Raw genomic sequence first — 23,680 nt, 5'->3', positions numbered from 1 at the left:
TACAAAAAGAGAGGTGTATTTATGAGTCAAAGCTTTTTCTCTTATTAACTATTGTTTCTTCCACGTTATTTTTTTCCTTAATGGGTACGATTGAAGCAGAGAGTATTCAAACTAAAAATGACACGAGTACTGATTTTAAAAACACGATGGTTCTTTCTCTGGACAGTTCCGTGGCATTAATCAATGGTCAAAAGGAATCGGCTGTAAAACCGATTGTTAAAGATGGCAGAACATTAGTACCACTTCGTTTGATATCTGAAGGATTTGATGCAGTAGTAGATTTCAATACAAAAAAGTCAGTCCATTCGCATTCAGTATTAGACCGCACTAACTGATAGTCACTCGTCTACCCGAGCTTAATAACCAACGAATGCCCGGCATTCATCCGAACGGTTGAAGAGAAGACGAACACCTCTCCTTGCCAGTTGCAGTCAAGGACTTCCGTGCCGTCTAACGAAATCCCGTTTACTTTCTGCCCTTTCATAAACGGCAAGTGCAGGCAACGTAACTCCAGTTCCCCGTAAAGCACGTTCAGTTCGATCCAGCCGTTCTTCCGCACGAATGTTCCCCAGCCTGAATCCAGCGACCAGAAGCAGCGGAAATACTCTTCCCCGGTTATGGGCTGAAAGCCGATCCTTTTCTCCGTCATGTCGTATTTGAATCCGCTGAAAGCGAGCAGCAGCGCATAGCTGGCCATCGATCGGGCATAGTTGCTTCCACATTCGAACTCGTTCCACGGATTCCGCCGTTCTCCGTCGTACCGGTCGCGGATCGCTTCGACGATTTCCATGCCTTCGGCGACCATTCCTTCCTGAATCATATGAATGGCTGCCTGATATTCGAAGCCGTTCATTGTTTCCGTTGAGTAGGTGAGCGGAACGGTCGGTTTCACAGTGCCCTCCGGCCATGTACAAATCATTAACCCGGCCTCGTCGTTCAAGCTGTACAAGCGCCATGGGTTGAATACGTTTCTCATGCTTTTTTTGAAGTTGTGAAGGTAGATGGATGAGAGCGACTTCCGGGTCTGTTCCGGATCGAAAATCTCACCCAAACCGCACAGGTTGGCATGCCACTGGGCCAGTACCTGGTCGATAACGCAGCCGTCCGCGACCTGATACTTGATTTCCTTCGCTTCGTCGTTCCAATAATCACGCACGGCACTTTCGTCGTATTTCTCCAGAACAGATCGATCCTTCAAATCGATGGTTTGGACATAATAATTGCCGTTAAATAAATGTTCGTCCGTCCATGCTTTCCCCCTGGAAAAAAGCGTCAAGTATTGCTCCGCCGCATCCGTTTCTCCCAATTGACGGGCCATTTCAGCTCCTGCTTTAAGAGCGGTGAGATAAAAACCGTTCAGCCAGGCGTTTGGTCCGTACAGTTCCATATCGAGAGTATGATGCTGCCTGCCCTCCAGCACGCCGTCACGGTCAGCGTCCCAGCGGTCCTCGTTCGTATCGGCCCAAGCGAATTCGAGCGACTTTTTGACGGCCGGCCAAATCGATTTCAGCCATGCCGTGTCACCGGAAATCTTCCAATCGCGATACGCTTTGATCACGCCGCCGAACTGGCCGTCCGCACACGCCCGGAAGTCCGATGCCGATCTGCCGAGCGGAAGCTGCAGACGGAACCCCATTTTGCCGTCTTCTCGGATGTTATACTTATAATCCAGATCCCGCATGGATCGCTCCAACTTCGGGAAGAGAAACGGCAGCGCATAGGCATAATTCCACACATGGGTGCAGGAGCCTTCGCAGCAGCCTTCGTTGCAGATGCAGCCTTCGAAGCCGTAAAACGATCCGTCCGGTAGCCGCAAGCAGGTCGGCGTTTTCAGGATCGAAATATTGGCAGAAACGGCATCGAGCGCGGCGGGAGGAAGGCTGGATGAGTATAAGGCATCCTTGAACAGCTTGGTTTCGCGGTACAACCGCTCCCAGTGCTTGAGTGCGTAGGACGCGCTTTTGGTGGAATCAGAAAACAGCGTTGCGTAATAATTTTTCCACGTTGCGGGTTGCGATGGCTTGCAATCGTTGTCGCTGCAGGCGCAAGCTTCCGGATGCCAATAATTGTGGCAGTTCGGGAAGCTCCAGGCGATCACGAAGCGGACGCTATTCTTCTCACCTGGCTTCAGCGCGAAGTGCGCGGCCAGGGAGCAGACGTCTACACCGTTGCCTTTCGTCGCCGCCGGGTCGTAAGTACGGTTCGTAAATTTGGCAGCTTCGGTGAAGTCCTTCCAGAAAATCTCCAGATTATCGAACCAGCCGCCGCGGTACCAATATTCTTGATAACTGACATCTTCCGCATCCGTTGCAATGGATAGGTCGCCGAAATCGGGAGAGCTGAAATCATGGCCACGGGAGGACAGTTTGATCAGCTGAATGTTGTCATTCCTCTTATAACGGTGATAACGTTTATGATCTTGCATCGGGTTCGTTAGCGAAAGATTGATTGTATAAGTGACAGTATGGTCAGTCGTATTATGCATTGCGATGTCAAAAAATGCGCCGGGAATGCTTGAATCTTTGTCATTTAGCGGAATGAACGGATTAAATGCAGTCAGCTCCACCGTGCCCGGGAAACAATTGTCGGCTGCCTGAAGACGGGCGAACGGAAACTCGCCGATAAAGCGTGTATGCTGAAAATGGGGAACACCCGCCATCGTCGCCTGATTGGGCCCGAAGCCGTAACCGCCGTGTTTCCTCGTTTGGATGTTTCCGGTGTAAGAAGGCAAAAGATCGCCGTTCAGCACACGTGCATCGAGAAGTTCGCCGTCTGCTTCGGCTTTTACCGCAAAAAAGCTGAACCCGTTCTCGCTTAACTTGTTCGGTCGATTGAAAATTTCCCAGTCGATCAAACGGCCGTTTCCGGCAAGACCGATGCTGCCTGTTCCAATGCCTCCTAGCGGAAACGAAATTTCTTTCGTTTTGGCCCCTTCATAAATAAATCTGCTCATAGCCGCATGTCTCCTTGTTCAACAGGAAATTGGTTGTTTCGTTCACGTGAACGACTTCATCTTAGCATAGGAAAAAAACCTTTCGTTCACGTGCACGTTTTTGTTATGCTTATCCGTCCTTTTTTTGAAAGCAATGCGGGCAGTCAATAGCAGCTGTATCGGCGAATCGGAGGGATCAACACGATTCGCCCTTGATAATATGATGCTCAACGAGCGTTGTCATCGGCACTTGCCGGCCTTCGATTTGTCCGATCAGACAGTCGATGATTCGGTTGCCGATGGTTTCCAAGGAGTACGATATCGTCGACAAGGCAGGGGAAATATATTTGAGTGTTTCGATATTATCGAATCCCATCAGTCCGACATCCTCTGGCACGCGAACCCCGTTTTGCTTCAAGTGGAGCCAAATCTTCAGGGCGTATTTGTCGCTCGTGCAGAAAATGGCTTTACGCTTGCCGCCCTGCGCAAGGAGATTGTCGATCTCTTCAATATATCCTTTATGGCCGATGACATGGGATTGGAGATGGCCTGCCTTATTCAGTGCATCCTGAAAGCCCGCGAACCGTTGTTCCACGGCATAAACATTCGCTTTTCCGCTAAGAGACAAGGGGGGGCTGACATAAATGATTTCCTCATAGCCTTTGGCTGTGAGCATAGCAATCGCATCGCGGATGGCCTTACGGTCGTCGATCCATACGTGCGGCACCGTCTTGGACACCCGGTTGCCAAATGTGACGACCGGAATATTCAATCGCTGAATAAATTGTTCGAAGGCCGCACCCGTGTTTACCGATAATAAAATAATACCGTCCACCTTCCGGTCCGCCAAATGATTCAGACATTCCTGTTCAATGTCCGGATTTTTGTTTGTGAGCGTCAGATTGAGGAAGTAGCCTGCTTCCCTTGCCCGCGATTCGACGGCATTGATAAGCTGCGGAAACAGCTGGTTATTGATGTCGAAAATGACCGCCCCGATCGACATCGTTTTGCCTTTGACGAGGCTTTGGGCGAGAAAATGAGGCCGGTAGCCCAACTGTGAGGCCGTTTCCAAAATCTTTTGCTTGGTAGCCTCGTTCACTCCAGGCCGGTTATTGAGCGCCCGGTCGACGGTCCCTCTGGAAACGCCGCATATCTCTGCAATTTCTTTGCTTGTAATATTCATCCAGTTCACCTTTAAACATAATAATGTATTTCTTTCTGCATGTTATCATACCATTATTCAGTGTGCAAAGTAAAAGAAAATAAGAGACGTTCACGTGAACGAAATAAGTATTTACCAAAATATAAAGTCATGTTACACTGAAACCGTTCACGTGAACGGTGATTATTGGAAGGCAGGTGAAAGACTTGAATCTTGGTAATGCAGGAGTTCTTAACAAAAAGAAAGGGCTGCTTGCCGAATGTATTAAGCACAGGAATCTTTTATTTATGATTTTGCCAGGCATACTCTTCTTTCTAATCTTTAAGTATGGGCCAATGTACGGAATTCAAATTGCATTCAGAGATTTTAAGTTCAGCAAAGGTATTACAGGAAGCACATGGGTAGGGCTGCAGCATTTTTATGACTTATTTGCTCGCCCGAGCTTCAAAGAAGTTTTTGTTAATACCATACAAATAAGCACGCTCAAACTTATTTTCGGCTTTCCTGCTCCCATTATTTTCGCCTTACTCTTAAATGAACTTAGATTGGTTAGATTCAAAAAAGCAGTTCAAACCATCAGTTATCTTCCATACTTCGTTTCATGGGTCATACTTGGCGGTCTATTCCTTCAATTACTTTCACCAACTACAGGACCTCTAAATATATTACTCAAAGAATTGGGGATGAAGCCTATATATTTCTTAGGCGATAATGGATGGTTTGTGAGCACGTTGGTAGTTACAAGCATTTGGAAAAGCATTGGCTGGAGCTCAATCGTTTACCTTGCGGCGATTGCGGGGACCAACTCCGAACTGTATGAAGCAGGTAGTCTTGATGGTTGTAATCGCTTTCAACTCGCCCGGCATATTACGATCCCAGCCATAATGCCGATTGTTACCATTATGTTCATATTTGCTGTTGGCGGCATCGTTGCTGACGATTTTGATCAGATTTTCAACCTCTATTCACCAGCTGTATATAAAGTTGGCGATGTGCTTGGTACCTACACATATCGACATGGAATAGAAGGGATGGATTATAGTTTTGCAACAGCAGTGGGGCTGTTTACCAATATTATATCTTTAATAATGGTCTTCGCAGCGAACCATTTTGCGAGAAAATTCAGCGATTACGGTATTTGGTAAGGGGGAAGTGGACAAAATGAACCGTTCGAGCCGAATAAAGAAAAGCATAGGAGAGCATGTCTTTGATACTTTCAATGTGGTGCTCATGATTTTATTGTGCCTTACTACAATTTATCCATTCTTGTACCTCCTCTCTCTATCTTTAAGCAGCGGGAATATCTCGTTAACGAAAATTCACTTGTTCCCTCCAGAGTTTTCACTTGCTAATTATGAAAGCGTTTTAAGCTATGGATATATAAAAACGGGTTTTATGAATTCGATCATGCGTGTTGTCCTTGGCACAGCGCTAGAACTGTTTTTTTGTTTACTCACTGCTTACCCGCTTGCAAAAAAGTATCTTCCCTTGAGGAATTCATGGACCGGAATCATTGTATTTACGATGTTTTTTAGCGGAGGGCTAATTCCAAGCTATATTCTCATGAGAGAACTACATCTAATGAACTCAATATGGGCGCTAGTTCTCCCAAATCTGATTCCCGCTTTCTCTATGATTCTGATTAGAAATTATATCATGTCACTTCCTGATAGTATCGAGGAGTCAGCAAAGATAGACGGTGCAGGTGAATTTACAATTCTGTATAAAATCATTGCGCCAATGGTTACTCCCATTCTTGCTACCGTTGCGCTGTGGTCAATTGTCGGACACTGGAATGCATGGTTTGACTCGCTTTTATATTCAACGTCCCCCGAGAAGCAAGTATTGCAAGTAGTTATGCGAAACATTATTCAACAGGGGGATGTAACTTTGGAAGCTGGGGCAACCTCCACAGTACTCTCTGGCAGCGTTAATCCAACAACAATAAAGGCTGCTACGATCATGATCACTTCGTTACCCGTTATCGCCATATATCCTTTTTTACAAAAGTATTTTGTTAAAGGGATTATGGTTGGTTCATTAAAGGGATAAAAATTAGGGGGAGTGATATGAATGAATAATTTTGTGACACTAAAAAAGAGCAGGGTACTTATTCTTTGTGCTGCAATGCTCGCATCGTTCACAGCTTGCGGAAATAATGAAGTAAACAAAGGGGCAAACGCTGGAGCATCAAATTCGTCAGAATCCTCAACTCCAAACTTTGACAAGAAAATTAAAATTTCTTGGGTTGGTTGGAGCAGTCCTGTTAATGACAAAGGTGAAATTGTTAAAGAAATTGAAGAAAAATTCAACGTTGACATTAACATGGTAGATGCTAGTGATGGAGCAGCATTTGACGTCAAAATCGCAGCTGGAGAAGTTCCCGATGTCTTTCCGCTTGACTTCTCAAAATACCAAAAATTCATTGATGATGAAATTGTAGGCGAAATACCATATGAAACCATTGAAAAATATGCTCCGAATTTATACCAAGCTTATCAAACTGAAGTACCAACATATATCGATTTGACGAAGATTGGTGATAAAAACTATGGGCTCGTTGTACCTAATCCTGAAAGTGGGAACTTTAGGCCGCTTGTTGTTTGGAGAGGTGATTGGCTTAAAAATGTAGGCATCACAAAGGTGCCAGAATCATTATCTGAGTTTGAAGATGCCATGTATAAATTCACAAACAATGACCCCGATAAGAATGGAAAAAAAGATACGTATGGTTTGTCTGAATCGATGATGCAAACCGTTTATGGTGCATACGGTTATCTTCCAACCTCATGGACAAGAAGGGATGGAAAGCTCGTTTACGGCGCTGTTCAACCTGAAATGAAAGAAGCATTAAAAGTTTTGGCAAAGTGGTACAAGGACGGTGTGCTTACGCCAGAATTTATAAATGGCGAGAATAAGGGGGGAGACTGGTCTATCGCTACTGATTTTGTTAACGGTATTATTGGTGTAACCAGCTACGCAGATTATTTATACTGGAAACCAGCGCAATCAGCCGGCGATCGAGAAGGCTCTAACATTACGGAAATGAGAAAAACTATTCCGGATGCTGTTGACAAGCTTGTCTATGGTAAACCTATCGCGGGTCCGGACGGTAAAAAAGGTCTTAATATGAGGAATTCGCTCCAAGGCAGATTTATTGTTTTCGGTAAGCAAGTGGAGAAAGATCTGGATAAGCAGGCTCGTATCTTAAGTATCCTGGATTACTCCTCATCTACTTATGAAGGTTATATGCTTACTCGTTACGGCAAGGAGGGCGTACATTACAACATGAAAGATGGATACCCTGAGGCGATTGCGCCATACTCCGATTGGAATGAAATCGTTAAAATTGGCGGTGGAGCAACGTTTAATAATGCAATTTGGCTGCCATCCATCATTCAGAAGGTTAACCGTGAATACGCTTGGGGCAAATCGCTTGGAACTCTCCAGAGTGACGGTATTATGAATGAAGTCATCTTACCACTACCATCCGCTTCAAAATATCAAGCGGAAATTGACAAAATCAGATCAGAAGCCTACGTAGATATGATTACTGGAAAAAAACCAATCGATTACTTCGACACATTTGTCACAAACTGGAGAGCGGCAGGCGGAAGTGTTCTTGAAGAAGAAGCAGCTGCAAAATAGTTAGAGAGTTTAGCCAAGGCATCATCAAGCGTTGTTTCTTTCGGAACTGCCAGTTCAAAGGTGCCGCGGGGGATTGATTTTGGCCTTAGAAGTATCTTGTTCTTCCTTTGTAAAGAAAAACTCCACTACACTTTCTTGACTTCCTGAAGCAGCGAAAACTTACTGGCATAGGGAATTGTATTAGTAATTGGACTGGCTGGTATTATCGGGAATCAATATTCGATGTTAAGGAAGATGGAGAGAATTGAAGAAACTCTTCGTGAGATAAGAGATAGAAAATAGGCAAAATTTATTCAACTAATGGGAAACGTTAGTTGAATAATCGACCAGGAAGAAGCTGCCGATGCTGATCGGCAGCTTCATTACGCTAACGGGCAGGATAGTTTCAATAATACAGAAACTTTACCAAATGCCAGGATTGAATGGATGATAAAATTAATTATCAACTAACTTGGGAGGTGTATCTATGACGATTAACCGCGAGACAATTATAAAAGCGATTGTTTCAGGTCTTGGGAGCGAAGATTACATCTTAGCCATCTGGCTTGAGGGATCGGATGGTACAAAAAGCTTGGACGAGTATTCAGACATCGATTTGGTATGCTATACGAAAGAAGGCTTCATAGATGATGCGTTCACCCGATTGGATGATTGTTTGCTTCAATTGGGAGATGTAGATGTTGCCTACGAACAGACTGGTCGACCCACTAATAACCGCTATAAGGTATATCACCTACAGAAGACACCAGATAGTCTCTTAGTTGATGTGACAATCCAGAGCGAAAGTTTTCCTGTTTCATTTATCAACGAAGACGAGAGCGTCGTACCAGTTATATTGGTGGACAAGGCGGGTATTGTGAAATATCAAAACGTTGATCTTGCTTCTCATCGTTCACAATTACATACTCAGTTGATACAAGCACAGGGCATTTACAGTCAAAGGAGTCGAGCAGTCAAATATACAAAACGAGGGCTTTTTTTAGAATCCTTGATTTACTATCAGAAGTTTGTTTTGAATCCACTTGTGGATGTGCTTCGGCTAATCTACACGCCATTCCAAGCTGACTGCTATCTGGTTCATGCGTCTCGTGATTTCCCTATCGAAGTGGTGTTAACCCTGGAAAAGCTGTATGGCGTAAAAACCGTACAAGATATAATAGATGGAATCAATCTGGCAGACGAATTGTTTTGTAATGCCGTAGCAGAGGCAAATTTCATGCTCTCACAAACTTATGTAAGCGAAAGTAGAACAGATTCAAACACATAATTATAGCAATCTGCTGATTTCATTACACTGACGGGCAGTTTAAATTAACTTCCTAAACGCTTGGCTATGTGCCTTAAAAAAAGGAAAAGGAGGAGAACTCGTGGATTCTTTGAATTACTTTTTAATCGTGACTGTGTTAGAGGAAAGCAAACGAAAAATAATCTTAGTACCCTTTGTTCCAATTCGGTCTATTATTGCTGACGGTTATGGGTTCGGCACTCCTGATGAAAAAAACTTTGATGAACGCAGATTAATTCGTTGATTAAGCGACCTGCTGGAGGGATGACGTCACTAAATAAAGTGAGGTACATTAAGGAGGGATTCAAATAAAAGGAGATAACTTTTTACCGGCTATCGGGTGGGCAACAACAGCAATGGGGATATTATATTTTCCCCCGATATTACAGTTTTTTTGGGGCGTAGAGTCGGCGGAATTGAGCTTAATCTGGTGCTTTATTCAAATCTTTTTGGGTATCGCGATATACTCAAAAGATTGGCATCGAATACGAAAGCCCATATTTTTACTTAATCTCATGTATCAGTTGACTTGGGGGTTTTTAATAATGGACCAAATGGCAAGAATTCCAGAAAGATATATTGAATACACACCTTATCTGTTACACTTTGTAATCGCTTTTAGTTCAGTGTGGTATTACTTAAGTACAAAAACAAATTATCCTCGTTAAGCTAACGATAGCTCAATAAACTGCCTTCACCAAGGCGGGTTTCTTCCGATACGACTAGCGCTCATTAAGAACAACAAGGAGGGATGATTCATGGAAGACAAGCTTGAGGAAATATTTCATTATACAAAAGAGCAGTTTGAGCCCATTTCACAACGATTTGAGGAATTAAGCAGCCAGCTTGGAGGGGTCCAGGGGCTAGTTGACCGCATCGAAAAAAAACTAGATATCGCCATCGAGCAAGGTGTGAGTTTATTTGAAGGTTTCTTTAGTATTGTTATTTGCATTATTTTTGTTAGCCGGGTGCACTAATAGTAACTCAGTCATAGAAGATGCTGATACATTAGAAAAAGTCGAGATTATTAAGGATCCTCCAGCAAATTACCTCAAAGTTAAATATTATCCAGATCAAATGTTCGAGCAGTACATTTATGATATCCATGGTGAGGTAGTGGTCGATACCAATGACAAGAACTTCAAAAGGGGTGATGTTGTTTATTATAAAACCCCTGAATTTGATCATTCATCCAATCCATATTTAAATCCACCTGAAAATAGTATTGCGAGAATTATTGCCTTACCAGGTGAGAAGATACGGATAAAGGATTACCAAATTTACATTAATGGTTCTAAGCTAGATACCTTCTATGGCAAGTATCCGTACGAAAGTGACTATTCAAAAGTGGATGGGGATATGAAGGAAGTGAAGGTTCCCGATGACTGCTTCTTTATTATGGGTGATAAGTGGTGGCGGAGTATAGATAGCACATTATTTGGACCGATAAAAAGCGAGAACTTAATTGGAATAGTCATTGGAGTAACCAAATAAATACAAAGGAGAACATTACTAGCCGTAAATGATCGAGTCTTGTATGACAGGACATTTATGTCGAGGGACAAGAACATAGTCCCATTGAGTCGCTATTATAGCGGCTTTTTTTGTTTAATCGGAACAAGTTCTTGTCCCGAGTCGAGGACAAGAACATGAGCCGATTACCGATTAGATAAGTATCTAATTGGATTTTTATACAATTTAATTAAGCTAACAGGCAGGATGTGTTACGAACTTTAAAATCATTTTATAGTTTATAAACCCATATATTGAAAATTATAGGTGATGATTGGTTACACAGTAATGATAGCAAATTGTTCGGCTCATTACCCACAGATAAAATCATGGGGAATGTAGTGGGGTGAACGGTAGCCCGTAAAGCTAACGGGAAATGGTCGGGTCACAAAAACATAGTAACAATAGAAGCTGCTGATTATGCGGCTTTTTATATCTATGTTATCAAGTTCTAGTCAAAACACAATGAACAAGAACATGGTTAAATTCCCGATATGATTTCGTCGAGGCAGCAGACGCCTTTTTAGAGAGGTCCATTTGGCAGTTGTTAAAGCCCCGTAGATACAAGTAGAAATGCCGTTTTCACTTTTTGATTGTTCCATTTCATTGATTATCACTCCTTAGTATGTGATTGGATAAGGCTCGTCTTCATGATTCATTCCGGCAGTCCTAGTAATGAGCGAACGGCTTGATCTCCCACAGTATGGCTGATCACTTCTTTGAAGGGCGTGTCATATGACATTTTGACACTGTTGTACATAACAACGAGTGCAGTAGGATACAGAAGAGAGCTCTGGGAACTAGAATATATCTCATCAAACCAAATCACAAAGTATTTAAGGAGAGGAATTTTATGAAAAAGAAAATGGGTATCGTAATTGCTGCTTCGATGATCACACTGGCTGGTTTTACAGGAAATATTCATGCAGCTTCGAAAGTAGGTGCTTCTCTTATAGCTCCCTACAACTCAAATCAAAAAGCCGAGCAGATAAAATGGTTAGAAAAGCATGCCATGCCATTAAAGTCAACGGATCCAACAGCATCTCTTCAGGATTTAAGACCGCTTAAGGATATGATCGGATCAGCTACAATTGTTGGTTTAGGCGAAGCGACGCATGGAGCTCACGAAGTTTTTACCATGAAGCATCGCATTGTTAATTATTTGACAGCTGAAATGGGCTTTAAGGTCTTAGTGTTAGAAGAGGGATGGGACAGAGCATTGGGACTCGATCGCTATGTTCTTACGGGTAAAGGGGACCCAAGCCAATATCTAAGTCCTGTAATTAACACGAAAGAAATCATAGATCTGCTTCAATGGATACGCCAATATAATGCTGATCCAAAGCATAAATCCAAAATACGGATCATCGGGATGGATATCCAGACCGTGAACGAGAGTGTTTATAACAATATCCTAGCGTATGTAAAGAAATACGATCCGAAACTTGTCACTCGCTTCGAACAAAAGATGAAAGGCCTTATTCCTGTAACCAAGGATTTAGATACCTTTGGCGGTCTTAAGAAAGAAACGAAAGCACGGTATGTTTCAGATGCGAAACAAATCAGCGCTTTATTAGAGCAAAATAAACATAAACTTAATGGAAAATCCCCAGAGTTCGCATGGATCAAACAAAATGCCCGTATTATCGAGCAATTTACGACAATGACAGCCGCATATCCTGATAACCTGGAAGACTTTTATTTGAAGCACGATATTGCCATGTATGAGAATGCGAAATGGACAGAAGAACATATAGGAAAAACAATCGTGTGGGGCCATAATGGGCACGTTTCGAAAACAAACCTGATCCCTTTCGTATACCCTAAAGTAGCTGGGCAGCATTTAGCAGAACATTATGGAAAACGGTATGTATCCATTGGAACATCTGTCTATGAGGGACGTTACAATGTTTATAACAGTAACTTAGAATTCGGTCCCTATGGAACATTAAAATTAGATGACCCGAATAGTTACAACTATACCTTTGGACAAGTAAAATACGACCAGTTCTTTGTTGATTTACGTATGGCAAGCGGAGTGACTAAAACTTGGCTAAACGAGCAACATACCATTTTTGCCGGAGTAACAACGGTAGGTCCAGATATCCCAACAACTGTTGAAGTATCATTAGGTAAAACATTTGACATCATCGTTCAAATTCAGAAAGTGAAGCCATCTCAACTGAATCAATAAAATCTTAATTATGTATGCTTAAAAGTCGCTTAGTTGCGGCTTTTTTGTTATAACGATATATGTTTGTCAAAATGGGCGTCAGGGATCCATCTGGTCTAAATGCCTTATATATAAAATTATGCGCACTGTAGGAGGAACGTCTGGAGTATATGGCTCCATGATATGGACTGCTGATTTGGCATAGTGCTTAATTACTTTTTCCCTTGTAAGATAGTAAGAGAATACTTGGGGATTGTACATATTAAATTTGGTTGAAAGGCGACTTTAAGGATAGTCAAGTTATGGTGGGTAAGACTCGGATTATTCTGGTTAATTGAAATCTCGAAATAATAATTCAAATAATGAACGTAACGAGAAATACTCTTAGGGAGGGCTCGTTGTAGAGTAAGTAAATTCTACACCTAATAGACGGAGGGAGACGTTGTTAATGTAGTTGTATCTGAAGCGTATGGTGCTGCAAGCGTAGCGTAATAGCATCGTATAAGAAAAGACATAATGAGTTGCGGATTGTACCTGTATCACTGGCACACAGGGATCATCCTGGGTTTGAACAATTCTACTGTGCAACTGGTTATGACTGTAGCTCACAATCCGTTCATTTTATGTCATATGTCATTTTGACACTGGCAGATTTGACATCAAGAGCAGTAGGATACGTTTACTACTTGCAAAGGATGTGAGCTCTTTGATAGCAAGAACCGTCGCCTGTTTTGTTCAAAACGGCTATTTCCTGCTGTTTACTTTCGTCACCGGATTGTTTTACTTCTGCTTTTATCTGGTTGCCATTATTCTGGGTTTGAGTCTTTCGTTTACTGTCGTGGGCGTTCCTCTCCTGGCTAACGTTTTGCGAACGACAACTGTCTTCCTGCAATTCGAACGAGTACAAACCAAGATCTATATGGATATCACCACCGAGCCTTGTGTTAAAGACGTCAACCCGAAAGTGTCCAACTGGCTCCAAGCGAAAAAGGAGTTGCTGAACCGACGCAAATGGATCGCTATTGGCTGGCTGATGTTGAAGTTTCCGGTAGGGATTTTAAGTCTGGTCAGTGCGGCCTTACTCTATGTGGCGCCGCCTGTATTGATTGCGGTTCCGTTTCTCTATCCGTTTATCAGCCTTTCCATTATGGGTGCGACGGTAGACACGTTTGCCAAAGCTATGATGGTATCGGCCACAGGGGTCGTACTGATGATGGTGAGCTACTGGCTTGCGGACCGCTTGGCGCGCTGGATAGGCGGCTACACGCGACTAATGATCAAGCATGTGAACCGGTAGACGAATGCCCCGCCTTGCCTCGTAGGTCGTCGGAGGATAGTTTACTCTATAGCAGTTTACTCTATAGCAGTTTACTTTATAATAGTTACGTAATGTCATACTGAAAGTCTTTAGGGGATGATAGTTTTGTTCGATATGGTCAAGCAATGGTACTGGTACGACTGGCTCATGTTTATAATCCGCCTGATATCCAGCATTTCTCTCGTGTTTACGACAATAAGTCTGCAACAATATTTCACGCTGCCGATTATGGTCCTTGTCCTATGGCAGCTGATTGCTTTTTCCGTTCCATGGCTTTGCTTGCAGCTCAATTATAAATACTACTTGTTTACCGAAATTGTGATCTCGGGCGGGTTGTGTTTGTATCTGGCGTCATTTTTTCCCCAAGCCTACTTAGCATTCCTGCTGTATGCATTTTTCATTGCTGCCCATAGCGCGCATAGGACCTATCTCTGGTCAGGACCTGTATCCATATTGCTCCTGCCCGCCATAATCAAGCAGCTTGCAGAGCAGAGTGAATACTGGATCATGGCCGTTCACATAGGGATGGCATATATCTTCGGATTTTCCTTCCATTTACTCGCGCTCAATCATCGTCAAGGCGAAACGATTTGCGAGCAAAATGCGGTGTTGGAGCAGTACCTGTCCCAAATCGAGCGTATCACGCTTGCCGAAGAACGGAGCCGGCTGTCCAAAGAGCTTCATGATACCGTCGGTCATGCCTACACTTCGCTCATTATGGGATTGGAAACGTTGCGTCCTCAGATGGCAACGAATACAGGAACCGAAAGTCTCGATTCTCTATTGAACCTGGCCCGCCAAAATATGGAGGAGGTCAGAGGTTACGTGCATCAAATCGAATCGCCGCATGAGACTCTCCCGCTGCTTCAGTCTTTGAGGAACCTGGCGGAGGAGTTTCAGGAACATGCCAAGGTGCCGGTTACTTTCCATGCCTACGGGGAGGAATACCCTGTAATGAAGCAAGCGAAGACAGCACTCTACCGCTGCCTGCAAGAGTCGTTGACGAATGCCGTGCGCCATGGACACTCGACAGAGATTAAGGTTTCCGTGCATTTCGAGCCCCAGCAGACGAGATTGCAAATTCATGATAACGGCCGCGGGATGGAGCATGCAAGGGAGGGCTTTGGCCTCAGTGCCATGAAGGAGCGGGCGATGATTTTGCAAGGCCATGTTGCCGTCTATACGGAGCGGGGAGAAGGCACTCTCGTTACTTGCACGCTACCCAGACAAACGGAGCTTAAGGATGATGTCATCCGCCTGTTGGTCGTCGATGACCATCCCGTTATCCGTGAAAGCTTGCGGACTTTGCTGGAGGAGCAGCAGGATTTTCAGGTTGTTGGGACGGCGGAGGATGGCGAGAAAGCGATCGAGCTGTGCAGGCAAGTTAGGCCGCAACTGGTGCTTATGGATGTTGAAATGCCGAATGTGGATGGAATCTCCGCATCCCGTACGATAAAAGAATCGTGGCCCAACATCCGGATTCTGATTCTCACCACGTTCGAGGATACCAAACAGGCTATGGAGGCAATGAGAAGCGGGGTGGATGGATACCTACTGAAGTCCATGCAGCCGTTAGAGCTGGCTGAAACGATTCGCACCGTCCACCGCGGGGGCACGCTGATCGATCAGGGCATGTCACACAAATTATTTGCCCAACTGGAAGCGGACAATAGCGGCGATGACCATTCGTCAATCAAAGCCTCCTCGGCCTATGATTTAACACCGCGGGAACTTGAAATTTTACAGTTCGTGTCCAAAGGGCTGCGATATAAAAGCATTGCTTCCAAATTGTATTTATCCGATGGTACGGTTCGAAACTATGCGTCATCGGCTTATTTGAAGCTGGGAGTCCGCAACCGTGAGGAAGCGGTGCTGAAAGCCAGGGAGGCTGGGCTTCTGGAATAACCCCAAGTTATGTATCCATTTCAATTTTTAAAGGCCATGGATACAGGCTAACTGGATTTTCATGCAATTTCATTAAACTAACGAGCAGGATTACGTACTAACCGTGTTTCTCCGCCGATATGAGAAAAAACATCGAGAAACCAATTGTTTTCATTGATACAATGAACGCCATGGAAGTGCACATCCATGGGACTATAAACAAAGAATTCAATCCGTGCTTAATTATATTGAAACACATGTGCAGGAAGACATTCCGTGTGAGTCGCTTGTAGGGTTAGCCGGCTTCTCTAAGTCACATTTATACAAAAAGAGAGGTGTATTTATGAAGTCAAAGCTTTTATTAGCTATTGTTTCTTCCATATTATTTTTTTCCTTAATGGGTACGATTGAAGCAGAGAGTATTCAAACTAAAAATGATACGAGTACTGATTTAAAAAACACGATGGTTCTTTCCCTGGACAGTTCCGTGGCATTAATCAATGGTCAAAAGGAATCGGCTGTAAAACCGATTGTTAAAGATGGCAGAACATTAGTGCCACTTCGTTTGATATCTGAAGGATTTGGTGCAGTAGTAGATTTCAATACAAAAAGTCAGTCTATTCGCATTCAGTATTCAAATAAAACAATTTTAATGAAAATTAAAAATAAAAACATCACTATAGACGGTAAAACCGTTGTTATGGATGTACCTGCAAACATCTACAATGGCTCAACCTATATTCCTCTAAGATACATTGGGGAGGCTCTGAACAAAAAAGTAGTATATCAAAAAAGCACTGAAACTCAGCCATATAGACTTATTATTATAAGGGATGTCAATACTTCAACGATTGAAGAGTCCAAACTAATTCGCGTCTATGGGCTGACCTACGAAGGTAAGAATGTTATTTATAGTGATAAATATTTGGTTGTAACAAAAGAGAACAATAAATTACGGGTAAGCAATGATTTCTATACGTTCAACGACTTTAGTTATCATGTAACAAATGACGACAAGAACACAGTTCATCTTGGAGATATTTGGTTCAAAACTGAGAAGAGTGACTTCTATCTGAATTATGACTTCAATACAACGCAAAAATTTATTTTATATCAGGTAAATGGAGAATCGATTTCAAGAGTAGCTACTGAAAATGTGCCTATAAAGTCGGTAAAAACATATTTAGGCAATGTCTATTATCTAACTCAGTATCAACGTGGCTTGCAAGATGCCGATCAAATAACCAATTTGAAATATGCAACACACAATAATGGACAATGGTCTTCAGATTATTTAGGTAAGCCTGGATTTTATTATGGGTTTGATACCTTAGGTAAGGTCTATGATTGGACCATTGATAAAGATGGGATCTCTACATTCGGTTATCAACGCGCTGGAAATCTAAGTTCAGATGAAAGGAAAAAAACGTTTGGACAGTACAAAATCAAGCTGAGTGGGCACCAACACGAGCTTTTGAAGCCATAATGAATTACCATCTTGAGTAAAATTGGTTACCCACGAGTTTGCCGCAAGGCAAGTTACAATTAATTAGGGCTTGAAGGTCTGCTTTGATTCAACTATGAAGAGAGTGTCCCAAAAGTAAACTTTGGAACACCCTCAGCAACAAAATAGGATGTTGCTCGTAAAAAACCAAGGAGCTAAGCGTCTATTCTCGCTTGATGTCGAGGGAAAAGAACATGGTCCCAATGAAAGTCGCTATTTTAGCGGCTTTTTTATTTTATCGGTACAAGTTCTTGTCCCAAGCCAAGGACAAGAACTTGTACCGATTACCGTAATGGACAAGAACATGATCCGATTGCCGATAGGTACCGGTTAATGGATCTCGGTATTTTTCCATATATTCGATCTAAGGATCTACATCTTTTTTATGGGAAACAGACGAAATTCCCGGAACTGAGGAAATGGTCTGTACATCGATGTTCCCCAACCGATACAGCGGCCAGCTCCAACCTGAGGTGGATGGCTACCAATATGTCCATTTCGATAGCCGACCTTGTGATGACTGCGAATATGGCTCACGTTATTGGGGAGGTGACATTGCGTATCCGTGCGCTGATTTAGGGGAACAGAAATCGTAGTAATACCAAGTAAATGCTTTCATAGGTACCCTTATGATAAAAAATTATAAAACGAGTATGGCAATATAGAAAAAATTTATAGAAATATCATGAGATAGGGGGCAATTAGCCTTCTGTCGGCTGCAGTGGCCCGGCCAAATCAAGCTGGTAGTATACCAAATCAAGCCAATTTCCAAACTTGTAGCCCACCTTACGGAGCATGCCTGATTGAACAAAACCCAGCTTCTGATGCAAAGCAATACTTCCCTGGTTAGTGGCATCAATTGCGCCAATAAGTGTGGCATATCCATTCGTTTCTGCGAGGGCTATGATTTCATGCATAAGCAGTTTTCCTACTCCGCTTCCACGATAGTCCTTATGCACATAAACGGAATGTTCGGCAGTATATTTATAAGCAGGCTTAGGCCGGAACGGACCATAAGTGGCAAATCCCAAAACACGCCCCCTATCTTCTACAACCAAGACAGGATATCCATTCTCCTGTTTCTCACGTAACCAATGGTATTGATACTCGAATGTTTGCGGCTCGTAAGTGTATACAGCTGTTGTGTTTATGATGGCTTCGTTATAGATATCCAGTATTTCAATTAAATCCGCATCATCAGCATTGCGCAACAACATAGGTGAACGCCTCCGTTTCTCATCCCTATTGATACAGGGTCGTCTACATGATATAACTTAAACTTTTTGAATAAGATAATTTTATTACTATGATTTTAGCAGTTCCCACAAAAAATGAATAACTGCCTTTTTTTATCGTATGCCATAGAATATAGTTATATCAAAACTTGGGTTATCGGAAGGAAGGACAAGCACATGAAGTTACAACAGTTCAGATATCTCATAGAGATATCCAAACATAATTCGATCAGCAAAGCAGCGGCAGCGCTTTACGTTACACAGCCCAGTCTCAGCAAAGCAATTCGGGATATGGAGAATGATTTGGAGATTACTATTCTGGACAGAACAAATAAAGGTGTTGTGTTCACTAAAGAAGGGAACGAACTCCTGTTTTACGCTAAGATGTTAATGGAGCAAACAGAATCCATTTTATACCATTTCAAAAAGAAAAAAGCAACTGACGTAACAAGGTTATCCATTTCTTCTCAGCATTACGGCTTCACGATAGAGGCCATTGCAAATTTGATGGAGCATTTTACTAAACGGAAATATGAACTGACAATTAGGGAAGGTAAGACAATAGATGTGATTGACGATGTGTGTACAAGCAGAAGCATCCTTGGAATCCTATCTATTACCGATTTGAACAAGCTTTTTTTCGAGCGTTATTTTATTTCGAACTCACTGGTATTTACTCCCCTAGTTACGTTAAAGCAGCGTGTGTTTATTAGAAAAGAACATCCTCTCGCTCGTCTCCAATCCATTACCTTTGCGCTATTAAGCGACTATCCTTGTCTTACTTACCAGCAGGATGATGTGCTGCTTCATTTTGCTGAAGGAGTCATCAAAGTGGACAATGTCATGAAACTGGTTTATCTGAAGGATCGGGGTACCATGAATAGTCTTCTTTCAAATACAGATGGCTACAATCTGGGAACCGGTCTTATCGCTGGCAAATACACGGATCGAAACATCATTTCTGTCCCTTTGGAAGATGCCAATCTGTTTCAACTGGGAATCGTAAAACGCAACGATGTTGTTTTGCCGGAGGAGATATTATTATATATTGATTTTTTGAAAAAGGCTTTGGCAAATTCCACCCCGAAGAACGAGGAGTTATAGCTTTCAACTACCCTGAAAATAACGAATAACGTAGGGCTAAAAAAAGCAGCAGGAAACTAGGCGCAGCGTTAGACGGTTTTTTAAAAGCTGCGTCTTCTTTGTCTAGGCGGGGATGGACTAGGACGCTTCTGGAGCGGCCAGCGTTACGGTAAAGCCAAGATTCTCTATCTTTCGAACGGTCTGACTGACGGGCTGACCGCTGCTCTACAATTTTACTTTTCTTAGCAGCATTATTTGTCCCGAAAGAAATGGGCTGTTTTTCAACGTGTTCACGATCAGATTGGTGAGCCAATTGAACGTTTTGCTAAAACAGGTGAATAGAAGGAGCTAAAACAGGCAGCCGAATAGGCTGCCTTTGTTTTTTGGTTAAGATCCTTATTATCCTGTTCAAAAAACATTGAAATACCAGGTAACGCTTGCTCGATGGATAGAAATGCTGCCAGCAGAAGCCTTTAATTTCTTACTGAAAAGGTTGAGGGGTTTAATTAGATATTTAATCAGAAAATACACCTTTCAGCATAATGGAACAAGCGTACGCAATATATTCTACATATAATGTAACTTTGTGGCTTAAACCCAACTGAGAAGGAGTGATAATGTTGCCAGACGTATTTGTAGAACGGTCGTTAGACGAAATTCGATTCTGGTCACGTATCATGAAGGAACATTCGTTTTTCCTTCGATTAGGATTTAGGAGTGAAGATACGCAACTAATAAGCGAAGCTAACCAATACCAAGCTATCTTTGAAGATATCGAAAGAAGAGCTCATTCATTTTCAGTAAACACCGATCCTCAAACCATTAGGGAATTCAACGTAGAGGTACACAACGCAGCGGCTCATATTTGGGCTTTCAAAAGAAAAGTTTTGGGCCTAATCCTGCAGTGCAAGCTGCCAGGACAGAATAATTTCCCTTTGCTTGTTGATCATATCAGCCGGGAAGCCAACTATTTTAGAAACCGACTGGAGGAACTGAATTCCGGAAGGCTCGAGCCGCTACATGATGCCATTATTGATGAGAATGTTTTCTTCCTCAAAATCATGGCAGATCACGCTAAGTTTATAGGCCATCTTCTAGATCCTTCGGAAAGGAAGCTTGTTGAACAAGCTAGAGAGTTTAGTCATGAATTTGATACCCTTATGTATCAAGCGATCGATTTAAGTTCAATGCGGCCCCAATCCCAGACGGTTCCATTATTGAGTCAGTTTGTAGATGAAAACCGTGTCTCTGTGAAGTCATTACGGGATTTTAAGAAGACAGCCCGAGATTTAATCGAGGAATGCCGTATTAAAAGCATCATTCATCCCCTGCTGGCAGATCATGTATTTCGGGAAGCTGAGAGGTTTTTGTTTATTCTGGATATGTTTGAACGGTCATTATCAGGAGAGAAGGTAAACAAGAGGGAAATATTGTTCTAACATGACGGTTTGATCAAACATACAACATTAATGTAGGAGGGAAGTATTTTGGAAATACCAATCACAGGATTACTGCTTCATTCTGAAGGTTCTGGCTCTGAACATGCTCATAGTCTCCTTATTACTTCATGGGATGGAAGACCGGTAAGGCTTCATGTTCATCCAATTTCGGGGGACACTTCGTTTGATGTTGGACACTTTCATCATTACGCTGGAACCACAGATCCTGCCCCCAGTGGTGTTCCCCATGTCCATCATTACAATGTGGAGACTTCATTTAATGACCAGCATATTCATTATGTTCGAGGAACAACAGGACCAGCAATCCCCTTACCGGAGGGTGGACATTATCACGATTTTGAGGGTTACACAACAGTAAACGGTAGAATTCCTCACTCACATCGATATAAGGGCAGAACAGGGAACGAGGAAAAATGAAAATTGGTTGTTCCCCCCCAAAGCTACTGTCCCTATCAGCGGCAAAGTTCCACCAACACTATATTATCTTATTTAAAAAGGATAACAGATAGTGGGTGAAGTCGGTTGTTCGCCATAAGCCTTTTCCTCCTTACACACATTCCTGGATAAATCAGTCTATGCATCAGATGGGATTTTGGACTCGGCGATAAGTTTCTTAGTGTAATCAAGGAGAGGGCATGGGGTGTTTCATAAAAATTCAACAGAAAGCTTAAAGCAGTTTACGCTTCTTTTCAATAACCAGGGCTAAAATAGGGGGGGATTGATGATGTTGTTACACTCCCGTGTGAGAACCTGTTTAGGCACCGAAATTAAAAAAATTTCGTAATGAACAAACGCCCGCATTTCGAAGTCCTTTCCTTTATGAAAAGAAAAGGGAGATGTTAGGGGTGAAGAAATTAGTTGAAGCCGTGATGCATCGTGCGGCGATCCTAACCATAGTCGTTGTGCTCCTTCTGGCTTGGGGAGGGTTTTCCGTGCTTCAAATGCAGCGCGATTATTTGCCGGGCATCAACAACACGACGCTGATGGTATCGCTTCGCGCATCTGTTTACCAGGCGGATCAGGTGAAACGCGATATTACACACCAATCGAGCAAGAAATCCGTAAAACCAACGGGATTCTCAATATTGAAACAACATCTTATGATGGCAGATTGTTGATGACTCTGTATTACCCGATGAATTACAACATGGATAAGGCCGAGCGGGATATTCAGATGGCACTGGGTGACGCCGATTTGCCGCCCGGCGTTAATACGCCTACCGTGACGAGATTCACGACCAGCACATTCCCGGTTCTTAGCTACAGCCTGACGGGCCAATAACGGGAAAGTGGATGACGACTCCTTGCGTTCGCGGTACGCGTTGAAGGCTGGGATTTGACGGAACAAGACCTTAACAACAACATCGCTATCAAGAAAGGCAACGGCGTCAGAGTGCTGTTAGCGACTGTAGCTTCCGTTTCACGATCGCTCAATGGCTGCACTCCTTCGGTATGAACCCTCATAAAGCTCTCTTGGAGGAAAAGAGACCCGATGCCGTTATCCATACGTTTCCCTTCCTGGCTATGTATTACCTAAGAAGAAGTGGAGGCGTGGCAATTCCGAGTTATACTGTGATTACCGATTATGTGCTGCCCGGCCGGTGTTTATAAGTACACCGAAGGGTACTTTGTAGTGAACGGAAAGTATCTAAAATCAGTGATGTCGGCAATTGACATGGCAGCCGCATCATCCTATGAGGAATTCCGTTATCTGTGGCTATCACAGTTTTAACGCCTTCTGTTTTTGGTTTTGGTTGAACCAGCAAGATCAGTTAATGCGGGTTATATTTTATTGGCATACATACTTGAGAAGATTTCATATGAGGACTATTTAAGAACTTACCTATTGGATCCGCTTTCTATGTATTCAACCGGATGTGATAATTTCAGAACCATACTTAAGGATAGAGCATCTGGTTATAGTATGTGGGGGGAAGTTAGTAACACAGAAATATTAGATATGTCTACTGCACATGGAGCCGGTAACTTATATTCTACAGTTAAGGACCTTTTTTATGGAATCGAGCTATATCTGAAAAAAAATATTTATTTACTGAAGAATTTACGAGATTTTTATTTAACCCATATTTGAATAACCACGGATATGGTTGGTTTATAACAGAAAATGATCATACGAATCTCCCGCTAAAAAGGTTAAGAGTTCACCATTCCGGCGGAATAAATGGCTTTAGTGCTGAGTACAGTCGAATCATACCCGATGATATAACAATTATCCTACTTAGTAATTTTGACTCAACTCCTGTTTACACAATAACAAAGCAACTAATCGAAATAGTCCTTGAAAGCAACTCGAGGGGACACTTGACATCTAAGCAGGGGGGATGATTTCCTTTCCTCATCACGCGAAATCTCTGTGGGGAAAAATAGTTTAAAACAACACAGCAGCCGGCAACTAATCGGCTGCTGTTTTTGTTGAGTATGCATGCAGCCTTTTTAACTTTTCTCTTGCTGTCGAAGGGAAGG

The 23,680-nt window shown here is 42.8% G+C and carries 22 protein-coding genes; 19 read left to right on the top strand and 3 right to left on the bottom strand.

Features of this window, described 5'->3' with window-relative positions; all coding sequences use genetic code 11:
- Positions 1–80: 80 nt before the first annotated feature.
- Positions 81–335: a stalk domain-containing protein gene (locus tag ABIE48_RS15235; RefSeq protein ID WP_145019113.1), complete on the top strand. Its 255-nt coding sequence runs from the start codon at positions 81–83 to the stop codon at positions 333–335.
- A gap of 11 nt (positions 336–346) precedes the next feature.
- Here the strand turns inward: ABIE48_RS15235 and ABIE48_RS15230 are convergent, their stop codons facing one another.
- Both ABIE48_RS15230 and ABIE48_RS15225 read right to left on the bottom strand, forming a co-directional pair.
- Complete coding sequence (locus tag ABIE48_RS15230) at positions 347–2,953, bottom strand: GH116 family glycosyl-hydrolase (RefSeq protein ID WP_192714038.1); 2,607 nt, start codon at positions 2,951–2,953, stop codon at positions 347–349.
- A gap of 175 nt (positions 2,954–3,128) precedes the next feature.
- Complete coding sequence (locus tag ABIE48_RS15225) at positions 3,129–4,115, bottom strand: LacI family DNA-binding transcriptional regulator (RefSeq protein WP_192714039.1); 987 nt, start codon at positions 4,113–4,115, stop codon at positions 3,129–3,131.
- A gap of 185 nt (positions 4,116–4,300) precedes the next feature.
- On the opposite strand from ABIE48_RS15225, the gene ABIE48_RS15220 reads away from it, so the two are divergent.
- From ABIE48_RS15220 to ABIE48_RS15170, 11 genes are all read left to right on the top strand, one after another.
- Positions 4,301–5,239: an ABC transporter permease gene (locus tag ABIE48_RS15220; RefSeq protein WP_354519195.1), complete on the top strand. Its 939-nt coding sequence runs from the start codon at positions 4,301–4,303 to the stop codon at positions 5,237–5,239.
- 16 nt (positions 5,240–5,255) lie between these two features.
- Positions 5,256–6,146, top strand: a complete 891-nt coding sequence (locus tag ABIE48_RS15215; RefSeq protein ID WP_145019121.1) for a carbohydrate ABC transporter permease — start codon at positions 5,256–5,258, stop codon at positions 6,144–6,146.
- Between the two features lie 21 nt (positions 6,147–6,167).
- On the top strand, positions 6,168–7,742 hold the full coding sequence (locus ABIE48_RS15210) for a type 2 periplasmic-binding domain-containing protein (RefSeq protein WP_192714040.1): 1,575 nt from the start codon (positions 6,168–6,170) through the stop codon (positions 7,740–7,742).
- A gap of 466 nt (positions 7,743–8,208) precedes the next feature.
- Entirely contained in the window at positions 8,209–9,009 is an 801-nt protein-coding gene (locus ABIE48_RS15205; RefSeq protein WP_192714041.1) for an aminoglycoside 6-adenylyltransferase, read from the top strand.
- A 100-nt stretch (positions 9,010–9,109) separates the two neighbouring features.
- Positions 9,110–9,271, top strand: coding sequence for a hypothetical protein (locus ABIE48_RS15200; RefSeq protein WP_192714042.1), 162 nt, complete (start codon positions 9,110–9,112; stop codon positions 9,269–9,271).
- A gap of 514 nt (positions 9,272–9,785) precedes the next feature.
- The gene (locus ABIE48_RS15195) at positions 9,786–10,004 is read left to right on the top strand and encodes a hypothetical protein (protein WP_192714043.1); all 219 of its coding nucleotides are present in this window, start codon (positions 9,786–9,788) and stop codon (positions 10,002–10,004) included.
- On the top strand, positions 9,949–10,521 hold the full coding sequence (gene lepB / locus ABIE48_RS15190) for a signal peptidase I (protein ID WP_354519192.1): 573 nt from the start codon (positions 9,949–9,951) through the stop codon (positions 10,519–10,521). The genes ABIE48_RS15195 and lepB overlap by 56 nt, the downstream gene beginning before the upstream one ends.
- Positions 10,522–11,392: 871 nt before the next feature.
- A complete protein-coding gene (locus ABIE48_RS15185) occupies positions 11,393–12,733 on the top strand; it encodes an erythromycin esterase family protein (RefSeq protein ID WP_192714045.1) in 1,341 nt (446 codons plus the stop codon).
- A 688-nt stretch (positions 12,734–13,421) separates the two neighbouring features.
- Entirely contained in the window at positions 13,422–14,009 is a 588-nt protein-coding gene (locus ABIE48_RS15180; RefSeq protein WP_192715267.1) for a sensor domain-containing protein, read from the top strand.
- A gap of 135 nt (positions 14,010–14,144) precedes the next feature.
- The gene (locus ABIE48_RS15175; RefSeq protein WP_192714046.1) at positions 14,145–15,935 is read left to right on the top strand and encodes a response regulator; all 1,791 of its coding nucleotides are present in this window, start codon (positions 14,145–14,147) and stop codon (positions 15,933–15,935) included.
- Between the two features lie 322 nt (positions 15,936–16,257).
- Complete coding sequence (locus ABIE48_RS15170) at positions 16,258–17,400, top strand: copper amine oxidase N-terminal domain-containing protein (protein WP_192714047.1); 1,143 nt, start codon at positions 16,258–16,260, stop codon at positions 17,398–17,400.
- A gap of 719 nt (positions 17,401–18,119) precedes the next feature.
- On the opposite strand, the gene ABIE48_RS15165 is transcribed toward ABIE48_RS15170, so the two are convergent.
- Complete coding sequence (locus ABIE48_RS15165) at positions 18,120–18,632, bottom strand: GNAT family N-acetyltransferase (protein ID WP_145022923.1); 513 nt, start codon at positions 18,630–18,632, stop codon at positions 18,120–18,122.
- Between the two features lie 198 nt (positions 18,633–18,830).
- Between ABIE48_RS15165 and ABIE48_RS15160 the strand changes: the two genes are divergently transcribed.
- From ABIE48_RS15160 to ABIE48_RS15130, 7 genes are all read left to right on the top strand, one after another.
- Positions 18,831–19,757 (top strand): LysR family transcriptional regulator, encoded by a 927-nt coding sequence (locus tag ABIE48_RS15160; RefSeq protein ID WP_145019145.1) that lies wholly within the window; start codon positions 18,831–18,833, stop codon positions 19,755–19,757.
- 596 nt (positions 19,758–20,353) lie between these two features.
- On the top strand, positions 20,354–21,175 hold the full coding sequence (locus tag ABIE48_RS15155) for a DUF2935 domain-containing protein (RefSeq protein ID WP_192714048.1): 822 nt from the start codon (positions 20,354–20,356) through the stop codon (positions 21,173–21,175).
- Positions 21,176–21,223: 48 nt separating this feature from the next.
- Positions 21,224–21,613 (top strand): YmaF family protein, encoded by a 390-nt coding sequence (locus ABIE48_RS15150; protein WP_145945713.1) that lies wholly within the window; start codon positions 21,224–21,226, stop codon positions 21,611–21,613.
- 428 nt (positions 21,614–22,041) lie between these two features.
- Positions 22,042–22,314: an efflux RND transporter permease subunit gene (locus ABIE48_RS15145; protein ID WP_260866808.1), complete on the top strand. Its 273-nt coding sequence runs from the start codon at positions 22,042–22,044 to the stop codon at positions 22,312–22,314.
- Positions 22,197–22,478 carry an efflux RND transporter permease subunit gene (locus tag ABIE48_RS15140; protein WP_354520641.1) on the top strand — a complete coding sequence of 94 codons (282 nt, stop codon included), beginning with the start codon at positions 22,197–22,199 and terminating at the stop codon, positions 22,476–22,478. The genes ABIE48_RS15145 and ABIE48_RS15140 overlap by 118 nt, the downstream gene beginning before the upstream one ends.
- Positions 22,479–22,621: 143 nt before the next feature.
- Entirely contained in the window at positions 22,622–22,807 is a 186-nt protein-coding gene (locus ABIE48_RS15135) for an MGDG synthase family glycosyltransferase (protein ID WP_354520640.1), read from the top strand.
- Positions 22,808–22,940: 133 nt separating this feature from the next.
- Positions 22,941–23,288 (top strand): serine hydrolase, encoded by a 348-nt coding sequence (locus ABIE48_RS15130; RefSeq protein WP_192714050.1) that lies wholly within the window; start codon positions 22,941–22,943, stop codon positions 23,286–23,288.
- The last annotated feature ends 392 nt before the right edge of the window (positions 23,289–23,680 follow it).

The organism is Paenibacillus sp. OAE614 (genome assembly GCF_040546645.1).
Taxonomy (GTDB): Bacteria; Bacillota; Bacilli; order Paenibacillales; family Paenibacillaceae; genus Paenibacillus_AQ; species Paenibacillus_AQ favisporus.
Note: the sequence above shows the minus strand (reverse complement) of the source record. Positions and strands in the feature narration are given on the sequence as shown.